Annotated in this window: 21 protein-coding genes; 18 read left to right on the top strand and 3 right to left on the bottom strand. The window is 38.1% G+C overall.

The window, feature by feature from the left end; all coding sequences use genetic code 11:
• Positions 1 to 5 precede the first annotated feature (5 nt).
• Together gabT and ND811_RS12345 are read right to left on the bottom strand one after the other, a co-directional pair.
• Positions 6 to 1295: a 4-aminobutyrate--2-oxoglutarate transaminase gene (gene gabT / locus ND811_RS12350; RefSeq protein WP_265352326.1), complete on the bottom strand. Its 1290-nt coding sequence runs from the start codon at positions 1293 to 1295 to the stop codon at positions 6 to 8.
• Positions 1292 to 2749: an NAD-dependent succinate-semialdehyde dehydrogenase gene (locus tag ND811_RS12345; protein ID WP_265352327.1), complete on the bottom strand. Its 1458-nt coding sequence runs from the start codon at positions 2747 to 2749 to the stop codon at positions 1292 to 1294. The genes gabT and ND811_RS12345 overlap by 4 nt, the downstream gene beginning before the upstream one ends.
• A 138-nt stretch (positions 2750 to 2887) precedes the next feature.
• On the opposite strand from ND811_RS12345, the gene ND811_RS12340 reads away from it, so the two are divergent.
• The 17 genes from ND811_RS12340 to ND811_RS12260 all read left to right on the top strand — a co-directional run bounded on the left by ND811_RS12340 (position 2888) and on the right by ND811_RS12260 (position 22414).
• Positions 2888 to 4057, top strand: a complete 1170-nt coding sequence (locus ND811_RS12340; RefSeq protein WP_265352328.1) for an ABC transporter substrate-binding protein — start codon at positions 2888 to 2890, stop codon at positions 4055 to 4057.
• 34 nt (positions 4058 to 4091) lie between these two features.
• A complete protein-coding gene (locus ND811_RS12335; protein WP_265352329.1) occupies positions 4092 to 5117 on the top strand; it encodes an ABC transporter ATP-binding protein in 1026 nt (341 codons plus the stop codon).
• Positions 5118 to 5127: 10 nt separating this feature from the next.
• Positions 5128 to 6045 (top strand): ABC transporter permease, encoded by a 918-nt coding sequence (locus ND811_RS12330; protein WP_265352330.1) that lies wholly within the window; start codon positions 5128 to 5130, stop codon positions 6043 to 6045.
• Positions 6035 to 6838, top strand: coding sequence for an ABC transporter permease (locus ND811_RS12325; RefSeq protein WP_265352331.1), 804 nt, complete (start codon positions 6035 to 6037; stop codon positions 6836 to 6838). Before ND811_RS12330 ends, ND811_RS12325 begins: the two co-directional genes overlap by 11 nt.
• A gap of 125 nt (positions 6839 to 6963) precedes the next feature.
• The gene (locus tag ND811_RS12320) at positions 6964 to 7395 is read left to right on the top strand and encodes a universal stress protein (RefSeq protein ID WP_265352332.1); all 432 of its coding nucleotides are present in this window, start codon (positions 6964 to 6966) and stop codon (positions 7393 to 7395) included.
• A gap of 103 nt (positions 7396 to 7498) precedes the next feature.
• Positions 7499 to 8758: an AfsA-related hotdog domain-containing protein gene (locus ND811_RS12315; RefSeq protein ID WP_265352333.1), complete on the top strand. Its 1260-nt coding sequence runs from the start codon at positions 7499 to 7501 to the stop codon at positions 8756 to 8758.
• On the top strand, positions 8755 to 9519 hold the full coding sequence (locus tag ND811_RS12310) for an SDR family NAD(P)-dependent oxidoreductase (RefSeq protein ID WP_265352334.1): 765 nt from the start codon (positions 8755 to 8757) through the stop codon (positions 9517 to 9519). The genes ND811_RS12315 and ND811_RS12310 overlap by 4 nt, the downstream gene beginning before the upstream one ends.
• A gap of 9 nt (positions 9520 to 9528) precedes the next feature.
• Positions 9529 to 15243, top strand: a complete 5715-nt coding sequence (locus tag ND811_RS12305) for an AAA family ATPase (RefSeq protein WP_265352335.1) — start codon at positions 9529 to 9531, stop codon at positions 15241 to 15243.
• An 8-nt stretch (positions 15244 to 15251) separates the two neighbouring features.
• Positions 15252 to 15635, top strand: a complete 384-nt coding sequence (acpS, locus tag ND811_RS12300; RefSeq protein WP_265352336.1) for a holo-ACP synthase — start codon at positions 15252 to 15254, stop codon at positions 15633 to 15635.
• Positions 15632 to 15856, top strand: coding sequence for a hypothetical protein (locus ND811_RS12295; protein WP_407658900.1), 225 nt, complete (start codon positions 15632 to 15634; stop codon positions 15854 to 15856). The genes acpS and ND811_RS12295 overlap by 4 nt, the downstream gene beginning before the upstream one ends.
• Before the next feature lie 5 nt (positions 15857 to 15861).
• Positions 15862 to 16230 (top strand): bactofilin family protein, encoded by a 369-nt coding sequence (locus ND811_RS12290; protein ID WP_265352337.1) that lies wholly within the window; start codon positions 15862 to 15864, stop codon positions 16228 to 16230.
• 1 nt (position 16231) lies between these two features.
• Positions 16232 to 18013, top strand: a complete 1782-nt coding sequence (locus ND811_RS12285) for a sensor histidine kinase (protein ID WP_265352338.1) — start codon at positions 16232 to 16234, stop codon at positions 18011 to 18013.
• Positions 18010 to 18867, top strand: a complete 858-nt coding sequence (locus ND811_RS12280; RefSeq protein WP_265352339.1) for an SDR family oxidoreductase — start codon at positions 18010 to 18012, stop codon at positions 18865 to 18867. The genes ND811_RS12285 and ND811_RS12280 overlap by 4 nt, the downstream gene beginning before the upstream one ends.
• A 3-nt stretch (positions 18868 to 18870) precedes the next feature.
• Positions 18871 to 19236 carry a cupin domain-containing protein gene (locus ND811_RS12275; RefSeq protein ID WP_265352340.1) on the top strand — a complete coding sequence of 122 codons (366 nt, stop codon included), beginning with the start codon at positions 18871 to 18873 and terminating at the stop codon, positions 19234 to 19236.
• Between the two features lie 16 nt (positions 19237 to 19252).
• Positions 19253 to 20482: a PP2C family protein-serine/threonine phosphatase gene (locus ND811_RS12270; RefSeq protein ID WP_265368938.1), complete on the top strand. Its 1230-nt coding sequence runs from the start codon at positions 19253 to 19255 to the stop codon at positions 20480 to 20482.
• A gap of 16 nt (positions 20483 to 20498) precedes the next feature.
• Positions 20499 to 21377, top strand: coding sequence for an acetyltransferase (locus ND811_RS12265; protein WP_265352342.1), 879 nt, complete (start codon positions 20499 to 20501; stop codon positions 21375 to 21377).
• Positions 21374 to 22414: an SMP-30/gluconolactonase/LRE family protein gene (locus ND811_RS12260; RefSeq protein WP_265352343.1), complete on the top strand. Its 1041-nt coding sequence runs from the start codon at positions 21374 to 21376 to the stop codon at positions 22412 to 22414. The genes ND811_RS12265 and ND811_RS12260 overlap by 4 nt, the downstream gene beginning before the upstream one ends.
• Before the next feature lie 67 nt (positions 22415 to 22481).
• On the opposite strand, the gene ND811_RS12255 is transcribed toward ND811_RS12260, so the two are convergent.
• Entirely contained in the window at positions 22482 to 25565 is a 3084-nt protein-coding gene (locus ND811_RS12255) for a hypothetical protein (RefSeq protein ID WP_265352344.1), read from the bottom strand.
• A gap of 88 nt (positions 25566 to 25653) precedes the next feature.
• On the opposite strand from ND811_RS12255, the gene ND811_RS12250 reads away from it, so the two are divergent.
• Positions 25654 to 26280: a trimeric intracellular cation channel family protein gene (locus tag ND811_RS12250; protein WP_265352345.1), complete on the top strand. Its 627-nt coding sequence runs from the start codon at positions 25654 to 25656 to the stop codon at positions 26278 to 26280.
• Positions 26281 to 26376 lie beyond the last annotated feature (96 nt).

Raw genomic sequence — 26376 nt, 5'->3', positions numbered from 1 at the left:
TGTTTTTAGATTTCCTTTAGTGATTTTGTTATGATACTTAAACCTTCTTTGACCACAGACTCTTCAGCAGTGATGGGAACAAGAATTCTGATCACGTTTCCATATACACCACAAGAAAGTAAAACTAGTCCATGTTCTAAAGCTTTTGCAGTTAATTTTTTTGCCAAATCCGCAGATGGTTTATTTGCATCTCCATTTTCGACAAGTTCGAAAGCAACCATTGCACCTAACCCACGTATTTCGCCAATATGTGGGTAGGATTTTTTGATTTCATTTAATTCAGAGATTAAAAGTTTACCAAGTTTGACGGACTTTTCAAAAATTCCTTCTTCTTCGATAAGATCCATCACGGCAATCCCTGCAGCACAAGCCACTGGATTTCCTGCATAAGTTCCACCAAGTCCACCAGGTTCTACTGCATCCATAATAGATGTTTTTCCAATCACTGCAGAAAGTGGCATCCCTGCCGCGAGAGATTTTGCAGTGGTGATGAGGTCTGGTTTGATACCAGAATGTTCAATCGCAAAAAGTTTTCCTGTTCTTGCAAAACCGGACTGCACTTCATCGGCAATCAGTAGGATTCCATGTTCATCACAAATGGCCCTAAGTTTTTTAAGGAAACTAGGAGAGGCAATATAAAAACCACCTTCACCTTGCACGGGTTCAATGGCAATGGCTGCCACACGAGATGGGTCAATATCTGCTTTAAATAAATTGTTTAACGCTTTGATCGAATCGTCTTCTGTGACTCCGTGGTAATCCATAGGAAAAGGAATGTGGTAAACATCACTAGGAAATGGTCCGAATCCTTTTTTGTATGGAACCACTTTTCCTGTGAGGGCAAGGGCCATCATGGTTCGACCATGAAATCCACCGAGGAAACTGATGATTCCTGGTCGTCCAGTGGCTGCTCTCGCAATTTTTACTGCATTTTCCAAAGCCTCTGCACCGGAAGAAAAAAGGATGGTTTTGGCTCCTCCCTCAATCGGTGCTTTGGCATTTAGTTTTTCACAAAGAACTATATATGGTTCATAAGGCATAATTTGGAAAGCGGTGTGAAGTACTTGGTCCACTTGTTTGTGGATGGCAGCGACTACTTTTGGGTGGCAATGTCCTGTGTTTTGGACTCCAATCCCACCACCGAAGTCTATAAACCTTTTTCCTTCGACATCCCAAATTTCTGCATTTTTTGCTTTTTCAGCAAACACTGGATAGGCGGTCGTCACACCTCTCGGAACGTTTGCGAGTCTTCTTTCCCATAAAGTTTGGTTAGTTTGTTTTTGATTGCCCGTCATTTGATTCCTCCGAGGCAGAGATATTTGGTTACTGTATAATCATCGAGTCCGTATTTAGAACCTTCGCGTCCCATTCCAGAAAATTTGACTCCCCCGAAAGGGACTTGTTCAGAAGAAATTAATCCTTCGTTAATTCCCACCATACCGTATTCTAATTGTTCGGCGACTCTGAACGTGCGTGCCATGTCCTTGGTATATAAATAAGAAGCAAGTCCGAAGTCTGTGTCATTGGCTAGTTGGATGGCTTCTTCTTCTGTTTGAAAGGTTTGGATACAAGATACTGGGCCAAAGGTTTCTTCCTTTGTGACAATCATTGATGAGTTAACAGGATATAACACTGTAGGTTCAAAAAAATTCCCACCGAGAGTATGTTCTTTCCCACCAGTAAGGATTTTTGCACCCTTAGAAAGAGCATCAGCAATATGTGATTTTACTTTTTCCAGAGCGGCATCGTTTATGAGTGGGCCTTGTTGGGCATTTGGTTCCATTCCATTGGCGACTATAAGTTCCTTTGCTTTGTCTGCTAGTTTTTTTGCAAATATATCAGCTACGGATATATGAACCAGGAAACGGTTCACGCAAACACAAGTTTGTCCAGTGTTTCTATATTTGGATAACATGGCACCTTTCACTGCTTCATCTAAGTCTGCATCTTCAAATACGATAAAGGGAGCATTACCTCCGAGTTCGAGTGAAAGTTTTTTTAATGTAGCCGCAGATTTTTCCATTAAGTAAATCCCCGTTTTGGTAGAACCAGTAAAACTCAGTTTGCGGACATCTTTACTTTCTAAAATTGTTTTTCCGATCGCAATGGGATCACCCACTAACACGTTCCATACGCCTTTGGGAAGTCCTGCTCGTTCAGCCAGAACTGCCATTGCAAGAGCCGAATAGGGAGTCAGTTCTGCGGGTTTTGATACTACTGTACATCCTGCTGCAAGGGCTGGTGCTACTTTTCTGGCAAGCATGGCAGCAGGAAAATTCCAAGGTGTAATGGTTCCCACCACACCGATTGGTTCTTTTAAAACAAGAATTCTTGTGTCTTTTCTGTGAGAGGGAATGATATCTCCATAGGAACGTTTTGCTTCTTCACCAAACCATTCTATGTAAGATGCTGCATAAGCAATTTCCCCCCTAGCTTCCGTTAGTGGCTTCCCTTGTTCTTGTGTCATGATTAGGGCAAGATCTTCTTGGTTGTCCATCATGAGTTGGAACCATTTGCGTAAAATTCCTGCTCTTTCTTTGGCAGGAAGCGTTTTCCAATCGTGGTGCGCCTCTTTGGCCGAACGAATGGCGTTCGCTGTATCTTTTTCGGTGGAATGAGGAATGTTTCCGATCACTTCATTACTTGCGGGGTTATGTACTAAAATTTCTTTTTTGTTTTCCGCAGGGCACCATATCCCGCCGATGAAGTTTTCTTGTCGGAAAAGGTCTTTGTCTTTGATGTATTTCATACCAAACCTGTGCTTTCATCGAAATCCCAGCTCCTAAAAATTCCTACCTTTTTTTTGAAAACCTAGGAAGTGGTTGCTTAATTTTGGATTTTTGGTATCTAATCCCTGACATAAGTAAAACCAGGAGCACATAGGTTTATGAAATTCGATTCATACAAACGAGTGATTTTTTCTGTTGCGGTACTTACAATTGCATTTGCAGTTGCCTGCGGCAAAAAAGAAACTAAGGTTTCCGAAATCGGACAAGGCGAGGGTGAAGTTTCCATCGTTGCTTGGCCGGGATACATTGAACGTGGTGAGACAGACAAAGGATATGACTGGGTCACTGAATTTGAAAAAAATACTGGCTGTAAAGTAAATGTAAAAACTGCTGCTACATCCGATGAGATGGTAGCTCTCATGAACGAAGGTGGATTTGATCTTGTCACTGCTTCCGGTGATGCATCACTTCGTTTGGTTGCGGGAGGAAAGGTTCAGGAAATCAACACTGACCTGATCCCTAGTTGGAAAAATGTCGATTCTCGTTTGCAAAATGCTCCTTGGCATACTGTGGAAGGAAAACATTACGGTGTTCCTTATCAATGGGGTCCAAACGTACTTATGTACAATACAAAAGTTTTCAAAAAGGCTCCCACAAGTTGGAATATTGTTTTTGAAGAACAAGTTCTTCCCGATGGAAAATCAAACAAAGGCCGCGTACAAGCGTTTGATGGTCCAATTTACATCGCCGATGCTGCGTTGTATTTAAAACAATCTAAACCAGAATTGGGAATTCAAGATCCTTATGAGTTGGATGAAAAACAATACAATGCTGTCATTGAACTATTAAAAAAACAAAGACAATTAGTTCCTAAGTATTGGCATGATGCAATGGTTCAAGTAGATGATTTTAAAAAAGAAGGACTTGTTGCTTCTTCTACATGGCCATTCCAAGTAAACCTCCTCGTGAGCGAAAAACAACCTGTTGCATCTGTCGTTCCACAAGAAGGAGCCACTGGTTGGGCTGACAGTACAATGCTTCATAAAGATTCTAAACACGTAAACTGTGCTTATAAGTGGTTAGAACATTCACTTTCACCAAAAGTACAGGGTGACCTTGCCTCTTGGTTCGGATCAGTACCTTCCGTTCCTTCTGCTTGTAAAGGAAATGCACTTCTCGGTGATACAGGTTGTGCCATAAACGGATTCAATAACTTTGAAAAAATCTCTTTCTGGAGAACACCAAAAGAAGATTGTTCCGGTGGCAGAAAATGTGTGCCATATAAAAAATGGGCTGAAGATTATATTTCTATCATTGGAAGTAAATAAATCCTAACATCACATGAGTTCTGAAGGAGAAAGAATGGGCCAAGTTTTCGATGTTGAATTTCAAAATGTAACAAGGAAATTCGATCAATTTATTGCTGTGGATGATGTCTCCTTTGGAATTAAAAAAGGTGAATTCTTTTCGATGTTAGGCCCTTCCGGGTCGGGAAAAACTACCTGTCTCCGTATGGTGGCAGGCTTTCAAGATACAACCTCTGGAAGGGTTCTTTTGGAAGGTGTTGATGTAACAGGCATCCCACCTTACAAAAGAAATGTGAATACAGTATTTCAAGATTATGCCTTATTCCCACATATGACTGTTGCAGAAAATGTGGGATATGGATTAAAAATCAAAAACACTCCCACAAAAGAGATTACCCAAAGAGTGGCAGAGATGCTTTCTATGGTTCGACTGCCCGATGTGGGAAATCGCAAACCTTCGGAATTATCTGGTGGGCAAAGACAAAGGATCGCACTAGCAAGAGCCCTTATCAATCGTCCGGGTGTTTTACTTCTAGATGAACCTCTTGGTGCTCTCGACCTCAAGTTAAGAGAAGAGATGCAACTAGAGCTAAAAGCCATTCAAAAAGAGGTGGGGATTACCTTTATCTTTGTCACTCACGACCAAGAAGAAGCGCTTTCCATGTCTGATCGAATTGCTGTTTTTAACAAAGGTAAGGTGGAGCAAATTGCTACGCCAGAAGAATTGTACGATCGACCTAAAACTGAGTTTGTTGCAAATTTTGTAGGAACTTCTAATATCCTATCATTGGAAGAAACTAAACGGCTTACAGGTCAAAACGGAAAAGGAATGATTCGCCCAGAACGAGTCCATATCTTTGCCAACGCACAGGAAAACAATCATTCCACTGGCTATAGAACCTTTAAGGCGATTTTAAAAAGCCAAGTGTATTCAGGTGCTACTTCTAAAATGCATTTTGAAACTCCCAATGGTTCTCGTATCATTGCTTCCACTCAAAATTTAAAAATTTCTGCTGAACATATTGCTGTTGGTTCGGAAGTTCTTGTGGGTTGGAAAGATTCAGACATGCATCTGCTTTAAGGATTCGTAAATGACAAACACTTTAGATAAGTTCTTTACCTTCCTTTTTTATCGAAAAGGCCTTGCGATATTATTATTACTCACACCTCTCCTTGTTTGGCTTGGGGTTGTGTATTTGGGATCCCTCTTTACACTTCTCATTCAAAGTTTTTTCTCTATTGATTCTTTTTCTGGAGTGATCAAACGAGAATTCACTTTTGAATCATATTATGATTTATTTCGCCAAAGTACCAATTGGGATATCATCATTCGTACAACAACAATGGCTTTTACGGTCACTATTGTGAGTGCAATCATTGCATTTCCGATTGCCTATTATATGGCGATGTATGCAGGTCCTAAATTAAAACCAATATTGTATTTGGGAGTTATGTTACCTCTATGGTCGAGTTATCTTGTAAAAGTTTATTCCTGGAAACTCATCATGGCAAAAGAGGGAATTCTTACTTGGATTTTGGAAAAACTTGGACTCTTACATGTATTAGATTTGGTTTTATCGATTCCAGTGATTGGGGGAACTTCATTATCGTTTTCTTATATTGGGATGTTTTTGGTTTTTGTTTATATTTGGCTTCCTTATATGATCCTTCCCATCCAAGCATCTTTGGAAAGAATTCCAAAATCTTTGCTCGAAGCTTCCTCTGATTTAGGAGGGGGGCCGGCTCAAACTTTTCGTAAAGTGGTATTACCACTAGCTTTTCCTGGGGTGGTCGCGGGCTCTATCTTTACGTTTTCTTTAACCTTAGGTGATTATATCATTCCCACAATCATAGGGAATTCGAGTTACTTTATTGGAATGGCTGTTTACACTCACCAAGGAACTGCAGGTAACATTCCTTTGGCGGCAGCATTTTCAATGATACCGATCATTATTATGATGGTATATCTCATGATTGCCAAACGATTAGGAGCCTTCGATGCCCTCTAAATGGAATTTCGGAACCATCGGATTAAAACTGGCAACCACTCTCGGTTTTCTTTTTATCCATATACCCATTTTTATCATTATCATGTATGCATTCTCTACTGATGAGAAAACATTCCAATTTCCATTACCAGGTTTCACACTCAAATGGTTTGGAGTGGCTTGGGATAGAAATGATATTTGGGAGGCCATCATTTTGTCTTCTCAAGTAGCAACAATTTCTACGATTTTAGCAATCATTCTGGGAACTTTGGCTTGTCTTGCTGTTTACCGTAGTAAGTTTTTTGGAAAAGAAGTGATTTCCTTTCTTGTGATTTTGCCAATCGCTCTTCCTGGAATTGTAACTGGTATATCACTTAGATCTGCGATGTCTCTTTTTGGAATTCCATTTAGTACTTGGACCATTGTGATAGCACATGCTACTTTTTGTATTGTGACAGTGTATAACAATGTGCTCGCAAGACTCCGAAGAAGTTCTCATTCAATGGTCGAGGCTTCAATGGATTTGGGTGCTAATCCTTGGCAGACATTTCGATTTGTGATTTTACCAAATATCGCTACTGCATTGTTAGCTGGTGGTATGTTGTCTTTTGCATTATCATTTGATGAAGTGATAGTAACCACATTTACAGCAGGGCAACAATCGACTGTTCCTATCTGGATGTTAACTGAGTTTATACGTCCAAGACAAAGACCCGTGACTAATGTGGTTGCTGTTTTTGTCATTCTTGTGACAACAATACCGATCCTTGTTGCGTATTATTTAACAAAGGAAGATGAAGGTGGGAAAAAATAAACCCACCAAATTCCATCCTTTCCTTTTAATATTAGGTTTTTGTTCCCGTTGTTATATTTGAAAATTTTGACATTTGTCAAAGGAATTTCACTTTCCCAAATCCATTAAGGTGGTAGACTTTTGGAATGGAAAAATTGATTCAAAAGCTGATCATCCCTATTGATGGTTCACCCAGTTCCGCAAAAGCATTGGAATTTGGTCTGGCAATTGCAAAGGCAAGTAATGCAAAATGTTATGTCGTTGAAGTGGTTGAAGATTTCGGTCCTCTACCTGGATACTATGATGCTGCTCCTGCGGGCAAGGATCGAGTGAAGTGGATCTCTGAGCAACGTTTTGAAAAAATACACCCAATCTTAGATGAAACTTCCGTGAAATGGGAGCGAGTTGTATTGGAAGGATATCCTGCTGAGGAAATATGCAAATTGGCGGAAAAAGAAAAAGTTGATTTGATTGTGATTGGAAGCAGAGGTCACGGAATTCTAGGAAGATTTATCATGGGTAGTGTCTCAGACCGAGTCGTACACTATGCACCTTGTTCTGTAACTGTAGTTAGGTGATATTAACATAAATTTGCCAAATCGTTGTTAATTTTGTTGCGCGGAATTGTATCTCGTCGGAATCTACGGACTAATCCTCAATGTAGATTCCCGGTTGATACTTATGATTGTTTTTGAAAAAGATGAACTTCCCGCAGTTTTACCTCTAGACAAACGATATACTAGAACATATTACCAAGACGATAGTTTTGTTTCCAACATTCGAAGGGCACTTCCTCGAATGATAACAGCTGTCGTCATGGAAGAACATGTTTTTCCAAACCTTTCTAAAGAGGAAATTGACTTTCTCTTGCAGTATTATGCAAAAAAGCAGGATATTAGTGGAGACTATTACCAACTTAAAACAATTCCCTATCGTATTCGCAAAGATTCTGCAGAAAGAATCGTAAAAGAAGCGGCAATTGATGAAACACAATTAGAATTTATTAGTAACTTCTATCAGTTTGATTCAGAATTACAACAATACGTTTTAAAAGATAAAGTCACAGAGGCTGATGAAATTCGTATTTTACAGATAGTCAAACGACGTGACTATTATGTCGGCAATGTTGAAAAGTCAAAGATATCCTCAATCTTTGAAAGATTCGCTGAGATCCCCAAAAAAGATACTTTTTTTGCAAACCTTTATGTTCCACCGAATCATAAGTTTTTTTCTCCGCCAAATTTAAAACATATTTCCGGTATGCAAATTGTTGAAGCTGCTAGGCAGTTTGGAATTGCATGTAACCATATGTTTGGAAAGGTTCCTTTTGAAGGTGTCACCTTTTTATTGTTATATTTAAACTCGGAATTTTTCCAGTATGCAAAAATGAATATGCCTATCAAGTTAAGGGCGATTGCAAAAGAAACAAAGTTTAGTAAATCTGGATATTGGAATTACTCAAAACTAGAAATTACGGCTTATCAGGAAAACCAAGAAATTACAAAAATAGAAATGGCTGCAAGTATTTTGCCCTTAAAGGTCTATAAGCGCTTAAAAAGTACACAGGAAGAAGTATATGAAATTGATCCAAGGTTTAGAGTGCTGGATCAGTTCAAAAATAATATTTCGATCAGGGAAAACGGAAGGAATATTGTATCAACCATTGAAAATATCTCAAGTTCAGGGTTTATGGTGCGCTGCTCAGGGATTCATCCCGGTGAATTAGCCGATAGCGGGCAACTAGAATTTTTTATGCATTTTGATATTGTCGGCTTTGTTCATGGAACTTGTATTTTATTATGGATCAAAGAAGACGATAATAATGAGGACACCTTTTTTGCTGGATTTCGTTTCGAAATCATTTCAGAATTAGACCGGGCAAATGTAAAGGAAGCAATCAATCGTTATGGACGTTTGATCGAAGAAAGGGAAATCCAATGAGTGGAAAAAAAGTAGCAATAGTGACCGGAGGAACTTCTGGACTTGGAAGATCTATCGTATTAGAATTTGCGAACGCTGGTTATGTGGTTGGATTTTGCGGAAGACGTAAACAGGAGGGAGAGGAAACTTTAGCTCTTCTTGAAAAAGAAGGTGGCACCGGAATGTTTGTTCGCTGTGATGTCACACAATCGGAAGCAGTTCGTAATTTTATTGAATCAATTGTTTCCAAATATGGTTCTATTGATGTTGCAGTTAACAATGCGGGAATTTCTGGAGTTCTTAAGGCCACTGCAGATTATCCTTTAGATATATTTGATTCTGTGATGGATGTAAATTTAAAAGGCACCTTCCTTTCTATGCAGTTTGAATTAAAACAGTTCTTGAGCCAAGGGAAGGGTGGAGCCATTATCAATGTTTCTTCTGCGTTAGGACTTAGAGGAAAAGAAAAAGCAGGTCCTTATTCTATGACAAAACACGGAATCATTGGGCTAACAAAATCAGCGGCTTTAGAATATGGTTCTTCGGGAATTCGGGTTGTGGCTTTGTGTCCTGGTGGAATACAAACAGAAATGGATGATGTGTTTTATGCTAATGTTCCTAATCCAGAAGAAGTCAAAAAAGAGAGAATGAAATCGTATGCTTTAGGTAGAATGGCAACACCTGAAGAGGTTGCTAAAACTTGTTTATGGCTTACTTCCGACGGAGCTTCATTTATCACGGGAGCTGTGATTCCTGTTGATGGTGGAAAAACAGCAAAATAGGAAATTTTTGTGTTCACTGTTGGTAAATATACAGCTTTAAGAGAACTTCATTTAGGTAAAAGAAGTTCTGTATACGTTGGGGAATCTTCGTCTGGGGAACCTGTCGTAATCAAGTTACTCAATCGTGATTATCCCGATAACCAGGAGATCACTCGATTTAAAAACGAATTTGAAATTTTACGTTCTATCGATTCTCCATACACATTAAGACCTTTAGATTTAGAATCTTATCAAAATACAGTTGCTATTGTATTTCCAAATGTTGGTTTTACCGATCTCGCCAAACTGCAATTAAGTGGAAAATATAGCAATATAGCCACTTTTTTAAGTATTGCTATTGAAGTCTGTAAGGCGCTTACGGACATTCATAAGGCAAAAGTGGTTCATAATGATATCAAAGCTCAGAATATAATTTATAATCCGGATACCGGTGCGCTTAAGATCATTGACTTTGGTTCGGCAACTCTTCTCACTCATCGCAGTTTTTATCTTCCGATGAACCAGAATCTTACAGGAACACTTGCACACATTTCTCCTGAACAAACAGGTAGGATGAATCGAACGGTTGATTATCGAACTGATTTCTATTCGCTAGGTGTCACCTTGTACCAGTTAATCACTGGGGATTTGCCATTTTTATACACCGATAGTTTAGAAATGGTTCATGCTCACCTTGCCAAAACTCCTTTATCTCCCAAGGAGAGAAGTGGCGCGCCAAAAATTGTATCTGACCTGATCATGAAACTTCTAGAAAAAAATCCCGAAGATCGTTATCAAACGGCGACTGGTTTGCTTTCTGATCTTTCCGCGATTCAATCTATCCTTTTAGAAAGTGGACGTGACTCATTAGATTTGTTCCAAATGGAACTAGCAAAAAATGATAAATCATCTAGGTTCCAAATTCCCAAAAAATTATATGGAAGAGAGGACCAACTTAAAATATTCGAAGAAAAATTTCTAGATGCAAAAGAAGGTCGAATCGAAATTTTTCTGATTTCTGGTCGGTCTGGGATTGGCAAGTCAGCTCTCATCAATGAAATTCAAAAGCCTGTTACAAGAGAAAAGGCATACTTTACTTCAGGTAAATTTGATTTATATAAAAAATCCATTCCTTATCGAGCTATCAACTTAGCATTACAAGGCCTTGTACGGCAATTGTTGTCTGAAAGTGAATCTTCCGTAAAAGAATGGAAAAAAAGTTTATCTGAGGCTTTAGGTTCAAACGCAAAACTAATTATTGATGTGGTACCTGAACTTTTTCAGTTGTTAGGTGAACAGCCGACTCCTCCTGAACTGGATAGTTTTGAAACGGAAAACCGTTTTCATTTAGTGTTTAGAAAGTTTCTGAGAAGTATTTGTACAAAAGATCATCCTGTCGTTTTGTTTTTAGACGATATGCAATGGGCAGATTCTTCCAGTATTCTGCTTTTGAAGGAAGTTTTAACAGATCCTGAAATTAACCATTTATTTGTAATTTTATCTTATCGAGATAATGAAGTTTTTCCTACAGACCCATTTTATAGACTTTTAGATGAATTAAGAGAAATTCAATTACCCATTACTGAAATTCGTTTGGAGCCACTAAGGGAACGTGATGTAGCCTCACTTGTATCTGACACTCTTGTTGTTCCCGAATCGGAAATTAGGCCCATAGCGGAAGTAATTTGGAAAAAAACGAAAGGTAATCCATTCCATGTAAATGAGATGTTTAAAAACCTTTACGAAAGATCATACATTTATTTTAAAGATGATCATTGGTCTTGGGATAAAGACAAAATTGATTCTGTAAATATCTCTGATAACGTAATCGATTTGATTATTGATAAGATTAATCTTCAGTCGGCTGAATTAATTGATGCTCTGAAACTAACTGCTTGTATTGGGAATTGGTTTCGGCATGATATTTATGCAACCATTGCCGAAAGACCATTCCATAAAGCCTCTATGGATTTAGTTGCCTTGGCCAATGAAGAGTTTTTGGTTCTTGGTATGGAGGACGCCAATTTTACTCATGATAAAATTCGTGAGGCAATATATAAGATCATCTCTCCGGAAGAAAAAGCAAAACTCCATTATAAGATTGGTAAAACCTACCTTTCAATATTATATAAATATAAACTTGAGGATCATCTATTTACAATTGTTAACCAATTAAATTTGGGTGCTTCCCAAATGAAAACGGATGAAGAATTTTCTGAATTAAGAATTCTAAATGAAAAAGCAGGCTTCAAAGCACTGAACTCATCGGCATATGAAGCTGCCTTTAACTTTTTTGACCGTATGGTCGGATTGATGAGGGATGCAGAATGGAACAGCGATTACGAAAATACATTAAGACTTCATTTAGCTTATGCAAGGTCCGCATATCTTTCAAAGAATTTTGAAGCTGCTGAGAAAAGTTTTAACTATATACTTAGTTTTGCACAGAATGATTTAGACAAAATTTTGGTTTATGAATTACAATCTTCCATGCTTGTTACGCAAAATAAGATGAAGGAAGTATTGGTTACTCTTAAACAAGCATTAAAACTTGTTGGGGTCAGATTGCCCAAAAAAGCGGGGCCTTTGTCTCCACTTCGTGAAATTCTTAAATTTAAAATTAAGTTGGGACATAGGTCTATTGAAAGTTTAGAAAACTTACCTGTTTCGAATGATCCCAAATATCTAGCAATTATGCGCCTACTTAATGCATGTACTGCTCCTTCTTTTTTAGCGGAATCAGATTTGTTTCCAGTGATTGTCTTAAAGTTAGTAAATCACACCTTGAAATACGGTTTATGTGAAATCAGTGCCTTTGGATTTTGTGCAATGGGTGTCATTCAAGGATCTGGTTTAGGTAATTATGAAGTTGGTTTGAAATTTGGTCAGTTAAGTGTTCGTTTACTGGATACTTTGGATGCGAAAGCTTTTCGATGTAGAACATTATTTATGTTTGCTAATATGATTTCACCTTGGAAAAATCCAGCGAGGGAAAGTCGTTCTATATTTTGGGATAGTTTCTTATCTGGTATGGAGACAGGTGATTTGCAGTATTCATCTTATTCATTAAATAATATTCATTTTCAGGGTTTATTATTTCGTGAAAATCTTGAAGACCTATACAAAAGCCAACTTCGTTATGATTCTTCATTATTAAGCCTTCGTCAAAACCATGCATACCAGGTTCATCGTCTTAACTTGCAACTGGTTGAAAACATGAGGGGAGAGTCGCTTGATCCAATGAATTTGGAAGGCCGATACTTTTCCGAATCAGAGACTGTTTCGGAATGGTTATCTTCTGGAAATGCAAATGCACTTTTTGATTACTATTTATGTAAGTTGCGAATTGAATATTTCCTTGGTGATAAAGAAAAGGCCTATGAGTATTCAAGAAAGTTAGATGCACTAGAGGGAGCTATGTTTGGAATGATGTTTGTTCCTGAACATGTATTTCTTGGCGCTCTTGTTTCTTTTGCTCTGCTTGTAGATAATCAAATTCCAAAAAACACTTCAAAATCAGCTCTTAAGAAGAGGTTACAAAGATTTGAGAAACGAATGAAGGTATGGGCTAAAAGTGCTCCAGAAAACTTTGGACATAAACACCATATTATTTCGGCCTTGTTATTATATTTAGCCAACCAAAAAACGCAAGCAGTGATTGCCTGTAAGACAGCGATCTCTTTGGCTCGTGAATCTAGTTATATTCTCGAAGAAGCTATTGCAAACGAATTTTTGGTGAGGATGTGGAAAGAAACAGGTTTCGAACAATATAGTAATCTGCATTTGGTGGAAGCTCATTATCGATATGGAAAGTATGGGTTTCTTTCCAAGGTTAAACAATTAGAAGCGAACCACATCTCTTTAAAAAAATATATTGGAAGAAATTTTAGAACAGATTCGACTGATAGTCTCTCTTTATTTAGTACTACGAAAGATATTTTCGGTGATGTTGGTTCTAGCTTAGACATTAACACAGTCATTAAAGCCTCCCAAACCATTTCGGGAGAGATTCAACTCAATCGGCTCTTGGAAAAGATGATGAAAATTCTGGTAGAAAATGCTGGGGCCGAAAGAGGTTATTTTATACTGAAAGCAGAGTCTGGTTGGCAAGTTTTAGCGGAATCGGAAGTGGAAAAGGAATCGGTTTCCGTATATTCCGAATCTCCGTTCGCAATAGATTTTCTGGAACCTATTGCTTATGTGAACCAAAATAAAATTCCTTCACAAATTATTGGTTATGTGGTAAGGACAGGTCTTGTTGTTATTTGTGGAGATGCTGCCAGAGAAGGCGATTTTAAAAATGATCCGTATGTAAAATCAACTCTGCCAAAATCTCTACTTTGTTATCCGATTCTAAGTCATGGAACTGTGGTAGGGATTGTATATTTAGAAAATAATCTTACAACGGATGCTTTTACTCCGGGCAGAGTTGAAATCTTAAAAATATTATCTTCGCAAATTGCAGTGTCTATTGAAAATTCATTACTTTATACTAACTTGGAACAGAAAGTAGATGAAAGAACAAAAGAATTGAATTTTGCCCTAACAGAAGTGCAGGGATTAAAAGAACAACAGGACGGGGATTATTTTTTAGCTTCATTGCTGATTGAACCTTTGACGCAAAACCTTGCCAGTTCCTCAAATATGAAAATCCAGTTCCTTACGGAACAAAAGAAAAAGTTTTCTTATAAACAATGGAGCTCTGAAATCGGTGGAGACTTATGTGTGTCTTCTTCTATTTTACTACAGAATAAAAAATATATCGTAGTTCTGAATGGTGATGCAATGGGTAAGTCTATGCAGGGTGCCAGTGGAGCATTGGTCATTGGTTCTGTTTTTGAGGCCATTATAAAAAGAAACGGTCAATCGGAAGATGTAAGAGATATCACTCCAGAAAAGTGGGTCAGCAATGCATATATGGAATTACATAATACTCTTGTTACGTTTGATGGATCTATGCTCATCTCTATGTTTCTATGTTTAATTGATGACGAAACTGGATTCTTTTATTTTTTAAATGCAGAACATCCACGTCCGGTGATATACCGAAAACATAAAACTTTTTTCTTGCCTCATAACTATGTTTGTGCAAAGCTCGGGCTTTTAGCTTCAAAAAAAGCCCTTCAGATTAATACCTTCCAATTAGAGAAAGGAGATCTATTATTAATTGGATCGGATGGTCGAGACGATATTTTGATTGGTTCAGAAGTCGAAATGGAAGTCAATGAGGATGATGAATTATTCCTTAAAACAACATTAGAAGGACATGGCGATTTAGAATTAATCCGCGATGCCATCAAAAGTCACGGTGAATTGATTGATGATTTGTCATTGATCCGAGTCGAATACACGGGAGAGGGATCGCCTGTCCACGTTTCTGTCAATCATCCCAAACATTTTGTATACCTCAGGGCACTTACGTTATATAAACAAAAAAAATGGAATGAAGTAGAACATGCGATTTCCAATCATTTTGAGTCGATTCATGATGCGCCTCTTTCAGTGCAGAAAATTTATTTATACACTGAACATAGAATGTCCGCTTTTCCTCTGGAATTTGCTGTAAATTACATTCAAAAAAATCCATCAGATAGCCTAACTCTCTATTATATTGCGGAGGCACTATATAAAAATGGAGATTTTTCGGCCGCTTTCGATTATTCTGAGAGAGTGAAACTCAGGCGCCCTTACCATAAGGAGAACAATATTTTATTTGCTCGACTCTTGGAACTTCGGCGAAAATAAATCATCTTATGTTATCGGTCGGGAACGACATTGTAGAAAATCATCGAATTCGTGAGCTCCTAGAAAAACATGGGGATCGCTTCCTTAAGCGGGTTTTTACAGATGAGGAAGTGGAATATTGCCACAAACACAAGGATCCCGTTCCATATCTTGCGGGTCGATTTGCATGTAAAGAAGCCGTAATTAAGGCCTTAAACCTAAATTCGGGGGAGGTGGCTGATATGCGCGAGATTGAATTGGCAGGCACAAATTTTGGTAAAAAAACGCTAGTCATCCGCGGGAAAACTGAGAAGTTTTTCCGAGAGAAAGGATTTACCAAGAGTTCCGTATCCATCAGCCATGCTGACCATTACGCAACTGCCGTTGTCATTTTCTATAAGGAGCCCCTATGATCGCCAGTGATAAAATGAAAGCAGTATTGGTTCACTATAACCACGCACTTTCGTTATACAAATCGCGAAAGTTCGCGGAAGCGAAAGAAGAGTTCAAAAAAGGATTAGCAATCCTTCCCGAAGATGGCCCTTCGAAGTTATACATTGAAAGATGTGATGATTATATCGCTGATCCCCCACCAGAAGATTGGGATGGGGTTTATAATATGAAAACAAAATAGGAACTATGTCTAAAAAAGAAATGCAACCAACCATCACCGAACACGGAGTTATCGCTACTATTCTCGGAAAAGAAACAGCATTTAGCGGAACTTTAGCTTTTAAAAAACCCTTACAAATATCCGGTGATTTTACCGGCGAAATTATCTCTGACGGTTATTTAGTAATCAGTGAAGGGGCTCGAGTAAAAGCAAACATCAAAGCTGGTACTGTTGTTGTTGGTGGAACTATCATTGGGAATGTAACGGCAACCCAAAGATTAGAAATGTTATCCACTGGAAAAGTACAAGGTAACATTCGCACCGCAAAACTTCAGATTGCTGATGGAGTTGTTTTTGACGGCAATTGTGAAATGCTAAGCAGCGAAGAGTCTTAGTTTGTGGCAATTCCATCCCTATAGTTTACTTCTCTTTTTAGCCTTTAGCTTCAATCTTGCATTGGGGCTATTCATTTTAAAATCCTTCCGCCTTGACATTGTAAAATACTTGTTAGTTTTAGTTTTCGGATCCATGATGTGGACCGGATTCTATGGAATCGACTTTGCATTTATCAGTCCTAGTTTACATAGGACATTCGTTGCGTTATTGTATATCGGGGTAGCCATTGCCAATGTGGGAATGGTTCTGGTTTCACTAGAGTTCACACAAAACAAACATTTGTTAACTAGGAGGTTTTGGGTTTTACTCACAATCCAACCTTTTTTAACTCTAATAGTTTGTGTCCTTGATCCGATTTTTAAAACACTTACTTTAGATACATATTTAGTTAGCATCAATGATCGCATTCAATGGATCCAAGTAACTAATACGGCTGGTTTTTTTGTATCATATTTTCTTTCTTTCTTTTGGTCCGTATTTGTAGCATACCTGTTAGTTAAGGGAATTTTTATTTCAAAATCAACAGAAAGACGGCGATATCTTTTAATTTTAATTTCTTATTTATTTATTTGGATCACAGCCATTTTGCACAAGTTAGGTGTTAGGCCTTTGCCGGGTATTAATTTAACCGCGGTAATGAGCACGATGCAGGTAATTTTGATTTTCTTTGCCATCGGATACTATCGCATGTTCGATTTAGTTCCCTTGGTGCGGGGTGAAATTGTAGATGAGTTAGATGAAGCGGTCGTGATTCTTGATTTCAACAATCGGGTTGTGGATTGGAACATTGCCGCAGAACATTTATTTTGTACTGCATCGAAGAATGCTAGTTTACTTTCCTATAAATATTTTTTCGCTTCATCTCCAGGTATTATTTCTAAGTTGGATCACTTGTCAGAGAAACGAACACTTACAAAATGGATTTGGGAAAAAGATGATAAATATTGGGAAGTGACCGCAAAACAAATCAGAGATGCCAATCGTAAAAAAATTGGAATGGTACTCGTTTTCCGAGACAACACGGAACAGAGAAACTTAGAGAAACAAATGGCCAATGTCAATCGAGAGCTTCTGGTCGCTAACGGAACAAAGGACCGTTTTTTATCTATCATTTCACACGATCTAAGAGGGCCACTTGCTGGTATTAAAATGTTACTCAAAGTCTTAAATGAGGACATGAAGAAGAAAGAAGACGCTCTTTCTGGAATGACACAATCCTTAGTAGATGCAACAGAATCAGTTTTTTCGTTATTGGAAAATCTTTTGGAATGGTCTAAGTTGCAACGAGGACAAGAAGAATACCGCCCTCACTATTACAGGTTGGATAATATTGTTAGAGAATGTTTAGAGTTATTTGTTCTAAGTGCTTCTAACAAAGGGATTACATTTGAAGTAGCAATTCCATCACATGCTATGGTTTTTTGTGATGATAGAATGATTATTACCGTCATTCGAAATTTGGTTTCTAATGCTTTAAAGTTTAGCCATAGTAATAGTAAGATTCAAATTGATGCGGTTGATACAGGAAAAGACTGGCAGGTCTCCGTTATTGATTCAGGTGTTGGTATGTCCAAGTCAATTTTAAACAAACTATTCAAAGTTGGAGAAGTAATTAAATCTACTGGAACAGGAGGGGAAACCGGAAATGGAATTGGGCTTTTGTTATGCCACGAATTCGTTTCCGTAAATGGAGGAGTTATGTTTGCTGATAGCGATGGAGTGTCCGGTTCCAAGTTTGTTTTTACCATTCCCAAAAAGATGAAAGAGGAGATCATTTCATGAAAAAGACAATTGTCATAACAGGTGCAACAGACGGGATTGGTAGAGTCTGTGCTCATTCTTTTGCTAAAAACCAAGATGAATTAATTTTAATTGGACGAAACCCAGATAAACTTGCGGCACTGGTATACTCTTTACAGGTAACAGGTGCAACGGTTCATTCTTATGTGGCTGACTTGTCTTCTGCTAAAGAAACTTTCTCATTAACAGAGACCATTCGAAAGGACCATCCAAAAATCGATGTATTACTCAATAATGCAGGGGCTTATTTTGATCAATATTCAATAACCAAGGAAGGTCTTGAATCTACATTTGCTTTAAACCATTTAAATTATTTTATTCTGACGCTTGGATTGCTTCCTTCATTAAAAAAAGCTGGTGAATCAAGGATTGTCAATGTAGCTTCTCGAGCGCATATGGGTGTATCATTAGATTTCGATAATCTGTTAGGTGAAAAAGAATATTCCGGCTGGAAACAGTATCAAAGATCAAAACTGATGAATATTTATTTTACCTATGAACTCGCAGAACGATTAAGTCAAACTAAGATAACTGTCAACTGCCTACATCCGGGATTTGTAAAAACAAAGTTTGGTCAAAATAATGATGGTTTGGCAAAAATTATTTTGACGTTTGCACAGAATATCTTTGCGATCTCTGAGGAAAAAGGTGCTGAGACCTCTATATTCCTTGTTAATGATCCTACTATTAGTTCCATTTCTGGAAAATATTTTGTAAAAAAGGAAATTCAAAAGAGTTCGGAACCTTCATATGATGTAACTGCCAGAAGAAAACTTTGGTCTTACACGGAAGAACTTCTTAAAAGTAAATTTAATTTCAAATTCCCTGGTTTTTAATTTATGGGTTTTAAACATCAAAAAGACCCGATTCAAATTCCGGTACCTGGTGGAAAAACGATATCGGAACACTTTGGAATTCCCTCTACCGGCAGCTCTGACCTTTCCTTAGCTCATATGATAGCACCTCCTGGTTGGGGAGAACCTTTTCAGTCACCTAACTTCGATGAGTGGACACTGATGATTCGGGGTAAAAAACAAATTGAAGTAGATGGGGAGGTTATCATTCTTTCTGCCGGAGAATCTCTTCTCGTGGAAAAAGGGACAAAAGTCAGATACTCTAATCCGTTTTCGGAAGATGCAGAATACTGGTCTGTTTGTAAACCTGCCTTTTCGTTGGATTCAGTCAACCGGGAATCGGAAGTCTAAGTTTAGGTTACACGGAATGGGTGCCGAGGAGAAACCAACAGCAGATCTAAGTTTTTTGAAGAAAGAAATGAAATCGGCTTTTTTTCCAAAGGGATCTCTTGTCATCGAACAGTTTTCGTTAGGCGATTCTTTCTACTACATTGAATCGGGAACCGTTGAAGTTTGGAAGTATTTAGATGAGAGTAAAGAAGAAATATTAATTATTGGTGATCTTGTATCTGGGGATTATTTCGGTGAAATTGCATTGATCGATTCAGCGCCGAGAACAGTGAATATATCTGCTAAGGAAGATTCTACACTCTTTATATTAACTCGGGAAGATTTTCATCGATTGTTGCAAACAAGTCCAGATCTGACTTTGACACTTTTAAAATTGTTAACTGCAAGAATTCGTAATGCGGAACAAAGAGAAAACCAAGTATTGATTGAAAAGAATAGGGAACTTCGTCTTCAAAATGAAACCTTAGAAGAAATGGTAAAAGAAAGAACGGCAAAGTTAACCCAATCTTTAAAAATCATCCAAGAAGATTTAGAAACCGCAAAAACCATTCAAAGAAATATATTACCACTCGGTTTAAAATATATAGCGCACTTAGATTTTGGATCACGATTTGAACCTATGGCAGAAGTAGGTGGTGATATCTTTGATGTCATTCGTTTAGAAAAATCAAAAATACGGTTATTTTTAGCCGATGCGATCGGACACGGTGTGCAAGCTGCCTTAATCACAATGGCCATTAAAGCGGAGTACGATCATATCAAACATTCCGCACCAAATCCAGCCGATGTTTTGTATGTTCTCAATCAAGTTTTCAGTGATCGTTATGGGAAAAAATCGAATCAATTTACCGCAGTTGTTGTAGATCTGAATTTAGAAGAAAATAGATTAACATATTCTTCCGCAGGTCATAATGAACCTTATGTAGTTACAAGAGAGAATGTCATACCGCTGGTTGAGTCGGGAGTTATGCTTGGTTTGGAGAAAGATGTAGAATATTCAAATCATTCTATGCCTTTTGGGTTGGGTGATCGTTTGTTTATGATTTCAGATGGATATTTGGAGCAAGAAAACAAAGAAGGAAATCTCCTCGGAGAAACCAAATTGCTTTCCAGTTTTGAATCCGCTAAGAGTTTGGATTTAAATCTAACAGATACAATTAATTTGTTAATGGATGATTTTCATTCGTTTAGGGGAGATGCCTCTATGATGGATGATGTGACGATTCTTGCAATCGGAACAACGTAGTAATTAGGAGTTTCACTTGGGATTAATTATCGCTTATTTTTTCTTTCTTTTAAATTTAATATCAATCATTCCAACAATGTATCCGCTATACATATGGAAATTGGTAACTACCGGATCTGCACGGAGACTAGGTGATAGGCTTCTTTTGAGGGTAGGAGAATTTTGGATTGAAAATAATTACCGCATTTCGCGGATGTTATATGGTGTCCAATTTGAGGTGATTGGGGACTCGTATAAAGATTTGAAAGCAGATGGTCATTACATGATTATTTGTAACCACCAATCTTGGTCTGATATTTATATCATCCAATCAGTTCTAAATCGAAAAATTCCACTCATTCGTTTTTTTATCAAAGACTCATTGAAGTATGTGCCTATTTTAGGCCATGCTTGGCTTGCTTTGGACTTTCCTTTTGTAAAAAGAAGTAGTAGGGAACAACTGAAAAAAAATCCAGAACTTGCCACTCAAGATTTAGAAAATGTCAAAAGAGTTTGTGAAAAATTTGCCGGGATGCCTTTCTCCATTTTGAACTTTCTTGAAGGGCATAGAAGAACACCAGAAAGAGTACAAAAGTTACTAAAGAAGAATCCTTACCAACACTTACTTCGTCCTCATAGCGGTGGGATCTCTGTTGTGTCTACAGCACTCAAAAATTCGATTGATGCATTTATCGATTTGACGATTGTATATCCTACTGAAAACCCAAGTTTTTTGGATTTAATGCGTGGAAAAATTAGAAAGTTAAAGGTGTTTGTAGAAGTAATTTCTGTTTCTCAAGTTCCAATTGAAGAAAACGAACAATTTGCACCTATGTCCAAAAAAATGAAACGATGGGTGGATGAACGCTGGGCTTTGAAAGATAGTTTGATCGAAAAGGAGAAACAAATAAAATGAGATATTTAGGATTCAATTTATTGCTGGGTATCGTATTTTTTTCTTGTAGAACATTTGAACCTGTAGCATACGAGCCACCGATCAAACCTGAGTCAGTCGGCATATATGCACCTAACACTGAGTTACAAAAATCAATATTACTTGCAATTGGTAAAGTAAAAGGATTGGAATCCTTAGATGTAGATGCTGATGGAAATATTTATGGCGGAGATAAAGAAGGTCGTATCATACGCATCACCCTAAAAGGGGAAATCAAAGCCATCGCTAAAACAGGTGGCCGGCCATTAGGGATCCAGTTCGATCAATCAGGAAACCTTATCATTGCAGATGCATACCGAGGTTTACTTTCTTTAGATAAAGCTGGAAAACTAACCGTCCTTGTTTCTGAATACAAGGGAAAACCTTTTCAATTTACTGATGATTTGGATATCGCAAAGGACGGAAAAATTTATTTTTCTGATGCATCCATTTATGAACAAAAGGAATATTTATATGACCTTTTAGAAGCAAAACCGTATGGGCGTGTTTTTGTTTATGATCCAAAAACTAAGGAAACTGAACTTCTTGCCGATGGACTATATTTTGCAAATGGAATTGCTTTGTCTAAGAGCGAAGATTACCTTCTAGTAAATGAAACATATCGATATAGGATCACTAAACTTTGGTTAAAGGGCCCTAAAAAAGGAACGAAAGAAACTATAATCGAAAATCTACCAGGTTTTCCTGATAATATCACTAGAAATGAAAATGGAGAATTTTGGGTGGCACTTTTTACAGTCAGAAACGATAGGATGGATCATATGCATCCTTCTCCTGTTGTGAAAAAGATGATTTCCTTTCTTCCCAAATTCCTATGGCCCAAAGCTGAACCATATGGGTATGCACTCAAAATGGATGGGAATGGAAAAGTGCTTATGACCTTACAAGATCCAAGCGGAGAACATCTTAAAGAAGTGACTAGTGTATTAGAAAAGAAAAGACAATTGTACATAGGCAGTCTATACAATGATCGTGTAGGGATTTACGTTTTGCCTTAATAGTTTTTATAAAATCATACACGGTAAAGAAAAGGGAAACTAATCCCTTAACTTTATGTACTTTAAATTAAGGTGTGCAACCGTATTCGTATTCAATGGCACCAAGGCTCACGGCTCCATCGCCACCGGGCCTTGTCCCATTTCCATTAAAACTATCTGTTAGAATATTGTTTGTGGATTTTGTGATCGAACAAGAAGTGGCAGTGGTTGGTGTATAATTTGCCACCGTTCCAAAATTCAAAACAAAATTGGGATTTAAGTTTAGATTGTTACCAAAATTTCCCACAACACCAAGGGGGGTAGCACATCCGGCTGTGGTAGGAATTCCTCCTCCGCACAGGTCTGTATAGTTTATGCTATTATGATAAACTAAAGATGTACAGTTGTGAAATACATTGTATTTGATCGCACTTTGCATCCCAGACCCAGAATTAATAATACAGGCATTCCCTGCCGAATTATCGACTAACAATAAAACATTATTTTGAATATCCGCTCCACTGGAAGGGGTTGTAATGAATATTGGTGTTTCCCTTCCCGCTACAGTAGAGGATCCGCTACTCACTGTGTTATGGTAAATTCTAATCCCCGAAAACATTCCTTTTAATTCAATTCCAAAGGCATTATAATTACTTGTTCCATTCTGAATCCAATTATTAGCAACAAGGAAATTGGAGGGAGAGCTGATACTGATTCCTGCAGCCGTTGTGGCAGTCCCTGTTCCATTAGATTGTCCAGTACGGATGTAGTTTCCTACTATGCGTGCTGCGGCAGCTGAATTGGAAGTATAGATGCCATATGTTGATGTGCTGACTGTAGAGTTTGCTTTTCCTACTTCTATTGCATTATTTTCTAAAATGGGTGTCCCCCCGCCGGTGATATAAATCCCAGCTATAGTTGTTGGTCCTGTACTAGTTGTATTTCCTACATTAATTGCATTTCTACGAACCACATGTCCACCTAAAAGATTTATACCGTAAGACGTAAAGACTCCATCGTTTGAAACGATTGAATTACCTTGAGTAGGAGAACCAATTTCAATCGAAGAAGCTACTTGGATACGAATCCCAATGGAAATGTATCCTTGACCTGCCATAAAGATATTTCCTGATAAAGTTCCATTTGAACCAGCGCTAGCCGATGAAGTTACCTCAAATGCAATACTTTCCGTGGAGGAGGTTAGGTTTAAATTCTTACTGAAAAAAACATTCCCGATAATATTGGAAACTGTAATAGTAGAAGGTCCTACAAACTGGATTCCCTTTGATTTTGTTATATTGTATGCTGATGTTCCACCTGATATTGTATTGATCAGTAGGATGGGAGAAATTGGAAAGGCCGAAGAGATATATAACCCTAAAGCTCCACAACTATCAGAAGTACAATCACCACCATTGATTAAATTCTTAACCAAAAATGGATTACTATCAATTGCATGAACCCCACTCGATCCGGAGATTCCTGTGCCGCCATCAATGGCATTATTTATCAGTCTCACTTTCGAAGTTGAATTTAAAGATACTCCTGTCATATAAGGTGCTGTATCTGGCCCCGATTTGATAAAAAAACCAGAAATAGTCGTGTCATTGACAACGGAAGCATCACCAGCAACAGAAGCACATGGCGCCGCCTGTGTGGATCCACCACAACTTGCTGGGGTTGTGATCATTAAAATCTGAGAGCTATGTGAGTCTGGGTCCCATGTGCCGAAGTTAGTGCCGGCAACATAACCGCCATAAAGTGATATACCGTCTACAAGTTGGATTTTATCTCCAACAGCCGCAGAATAATACCAGCCTCCCTCTACTAGGACTGCACAATCAAAGGTAGGACAACCACCGAAATCGTTGATAGCAGCTTGGATGTTCCTTTTGGGAGTCAATGGAGTAAGACCATCCATTAAAGTATCATCTCCATTAACTTGAGAAACGTATCGAATAAATGAAGGCACTAAATAAAGAATATTTACAGTGGTTGACAGCGGGTATCCACTATTGCTGATACAGTTTAGTGTCAGAGTACTATTTCCATTCACCCAGGAATCTGTAGGTGCTGGAGAAACTATAAGTGTGTCGTCTGTGATAGAAGTAGTAATAACCGAAAACTGTGCTGGCAATCCTAAGTTGGTATTTAAACCGCTGGACCCGGTACAGCTTCCCACATTAACTGCAGCTGAAAATTTTAAACGAATGCTTTCCGTAGATTGCAAAATCCCGCCATTGGAAGGAGTTACACTTAACATACTAAAACAATTGGCAGTGACTGTGATGGTCGCTACTGTAACAACTCCAGTCGGGGCAGAGATAACACATTGATGGTTTGCCGGTTGGGATGCCACTTGTAAATTGTAAGCATTATTGATTACCACATCCGTTGGAAACATGTGAGTTCCATTTGTTGTTACTGTTAGGAGTTCGGAATTATTATTTCGAATCGTTAAGGTCCCTGAGGATAAACCCACTACATTCACTTCAATTGGAAATGCTGTCGAAGTACATACAATGTTAATGTTAGTTATATCTGCTCCGGCGATGACTCCAACACCATTGGTAGTCACACAGTTTTGTACTGGATGGTTGGGTTGGGTTGTAACAGAAACATTATAGGATGTTCCATCTAAGTAAGTTTGGGTAAATGCAAAAGTACCTGAGGCAACCGCAACATTCAGTGTGGCTCCATCGAACGAGTTTGTGAGAACAAGGCCTGTGATTCCATCCAGTCCAGTAATGGTTCCAGAAAGTGCATAACGCAATGGATCACAATTGATTATAATGGAATCGATATTGCCTCGTCCAACAACACCTGAACCACCGCTGACAGAACAGGTTTGTGTGGGAAGTGTAGGTTGTGTTTGGATGGAGACATTAAAATTATTTCCAGAATTAAGAACCGTAGAAAAATCATATTTTCCATCTGCATTTACAGTAAGAATTTCTGAACCGGAATTTAGGTTTACCACAAGGCCTGAACCAAGAAGACCTGAGACAGTAAAAGAAATTTTAAACGGCCCTGATGGACCGGAGCTTGTTAAACTTCTGAATTGTAAAAAGTCAGTGATGGATTGTAAAAAACCTTTAGAAAGACTGGGAATACAAGCATGAAATAAAAAAGTGGGGATTAGAATTGCATTCCTAAAAAATTTTAAACACATAGTCAGCTCTCTATTCTATACAACAATTGAGACACCCAAACATTGTCATTTTATTTACGTCTAAAAAAAGAAAAGTTAGGGAGAATCCGTGGATTTTAGTTTTTCTTATTACATCGGTCTTGCCGGGATCATGGTTTTTGCGATATCAGGTGCACTTTCTGCATTGGAACATAAGGACCACCACCATGACCTATTCAGTGTATTTTTTACTGGATTCATTACTGCCATTGGTGGAGGGACCTTAAGAGACATCACACTCGGAAATTATCCCGTATCTTGGGTAAGAGACGAAAATATTCTTTGGGCGATATTTGTCGGATTTTTACTCGTAATTCTTTTGCCAAGGATACTGACTAAACTAAGGGATGAGTTATTCCTTTTTGATACTTTAGGCATTGGAATTTATACAGTCCTTGGAACAAGGATAGCTTTGGATCATGGAGTCAATTTTTTTGCCTCCGCACTTCTTGGAATGATCTCTGCTATATTTGGTGGTGTCATTCGAGACACACTTATGAATGAAGTCCCTTTTATTTTTAGAAAGGAGATTTATGCTACTGCTTGTTTGGCGGGATCGGTTTTATACATTATCCTAAATATTGGGAACATAGATTCTAATTGGAATTTAGTCATTTCCGCAAGTGTTGTGGTCGCAATTCGTGTTGTCGCAGTTCGTTATAATTTAGGATTACCGAAGATTAAACTTTTTGAATAAGTATTATACAGTTTAGTACTCGAACGTAGTAAAAAAAAGGATTAAACCTATTTTTGGTTCCGTACTTGTCGCAAGTTTTATTGGTTTCGTTATTTT

The sequence above is a fragment of the Leptospira soteropolitanensis genome, assembly GCF_026151655.1.
Taxonomy (GTDB): Bacteria; Spirochaetota; Leptospiria; order Leptospirales; family Leptospiraceae; genus Leptospira_A; species Leptospira_A soteropolitanensis.
Note: the sequence above shows the minus strand (reverse complement) of the source record. Positions and strands in the feature narration are given on the sequence as shown.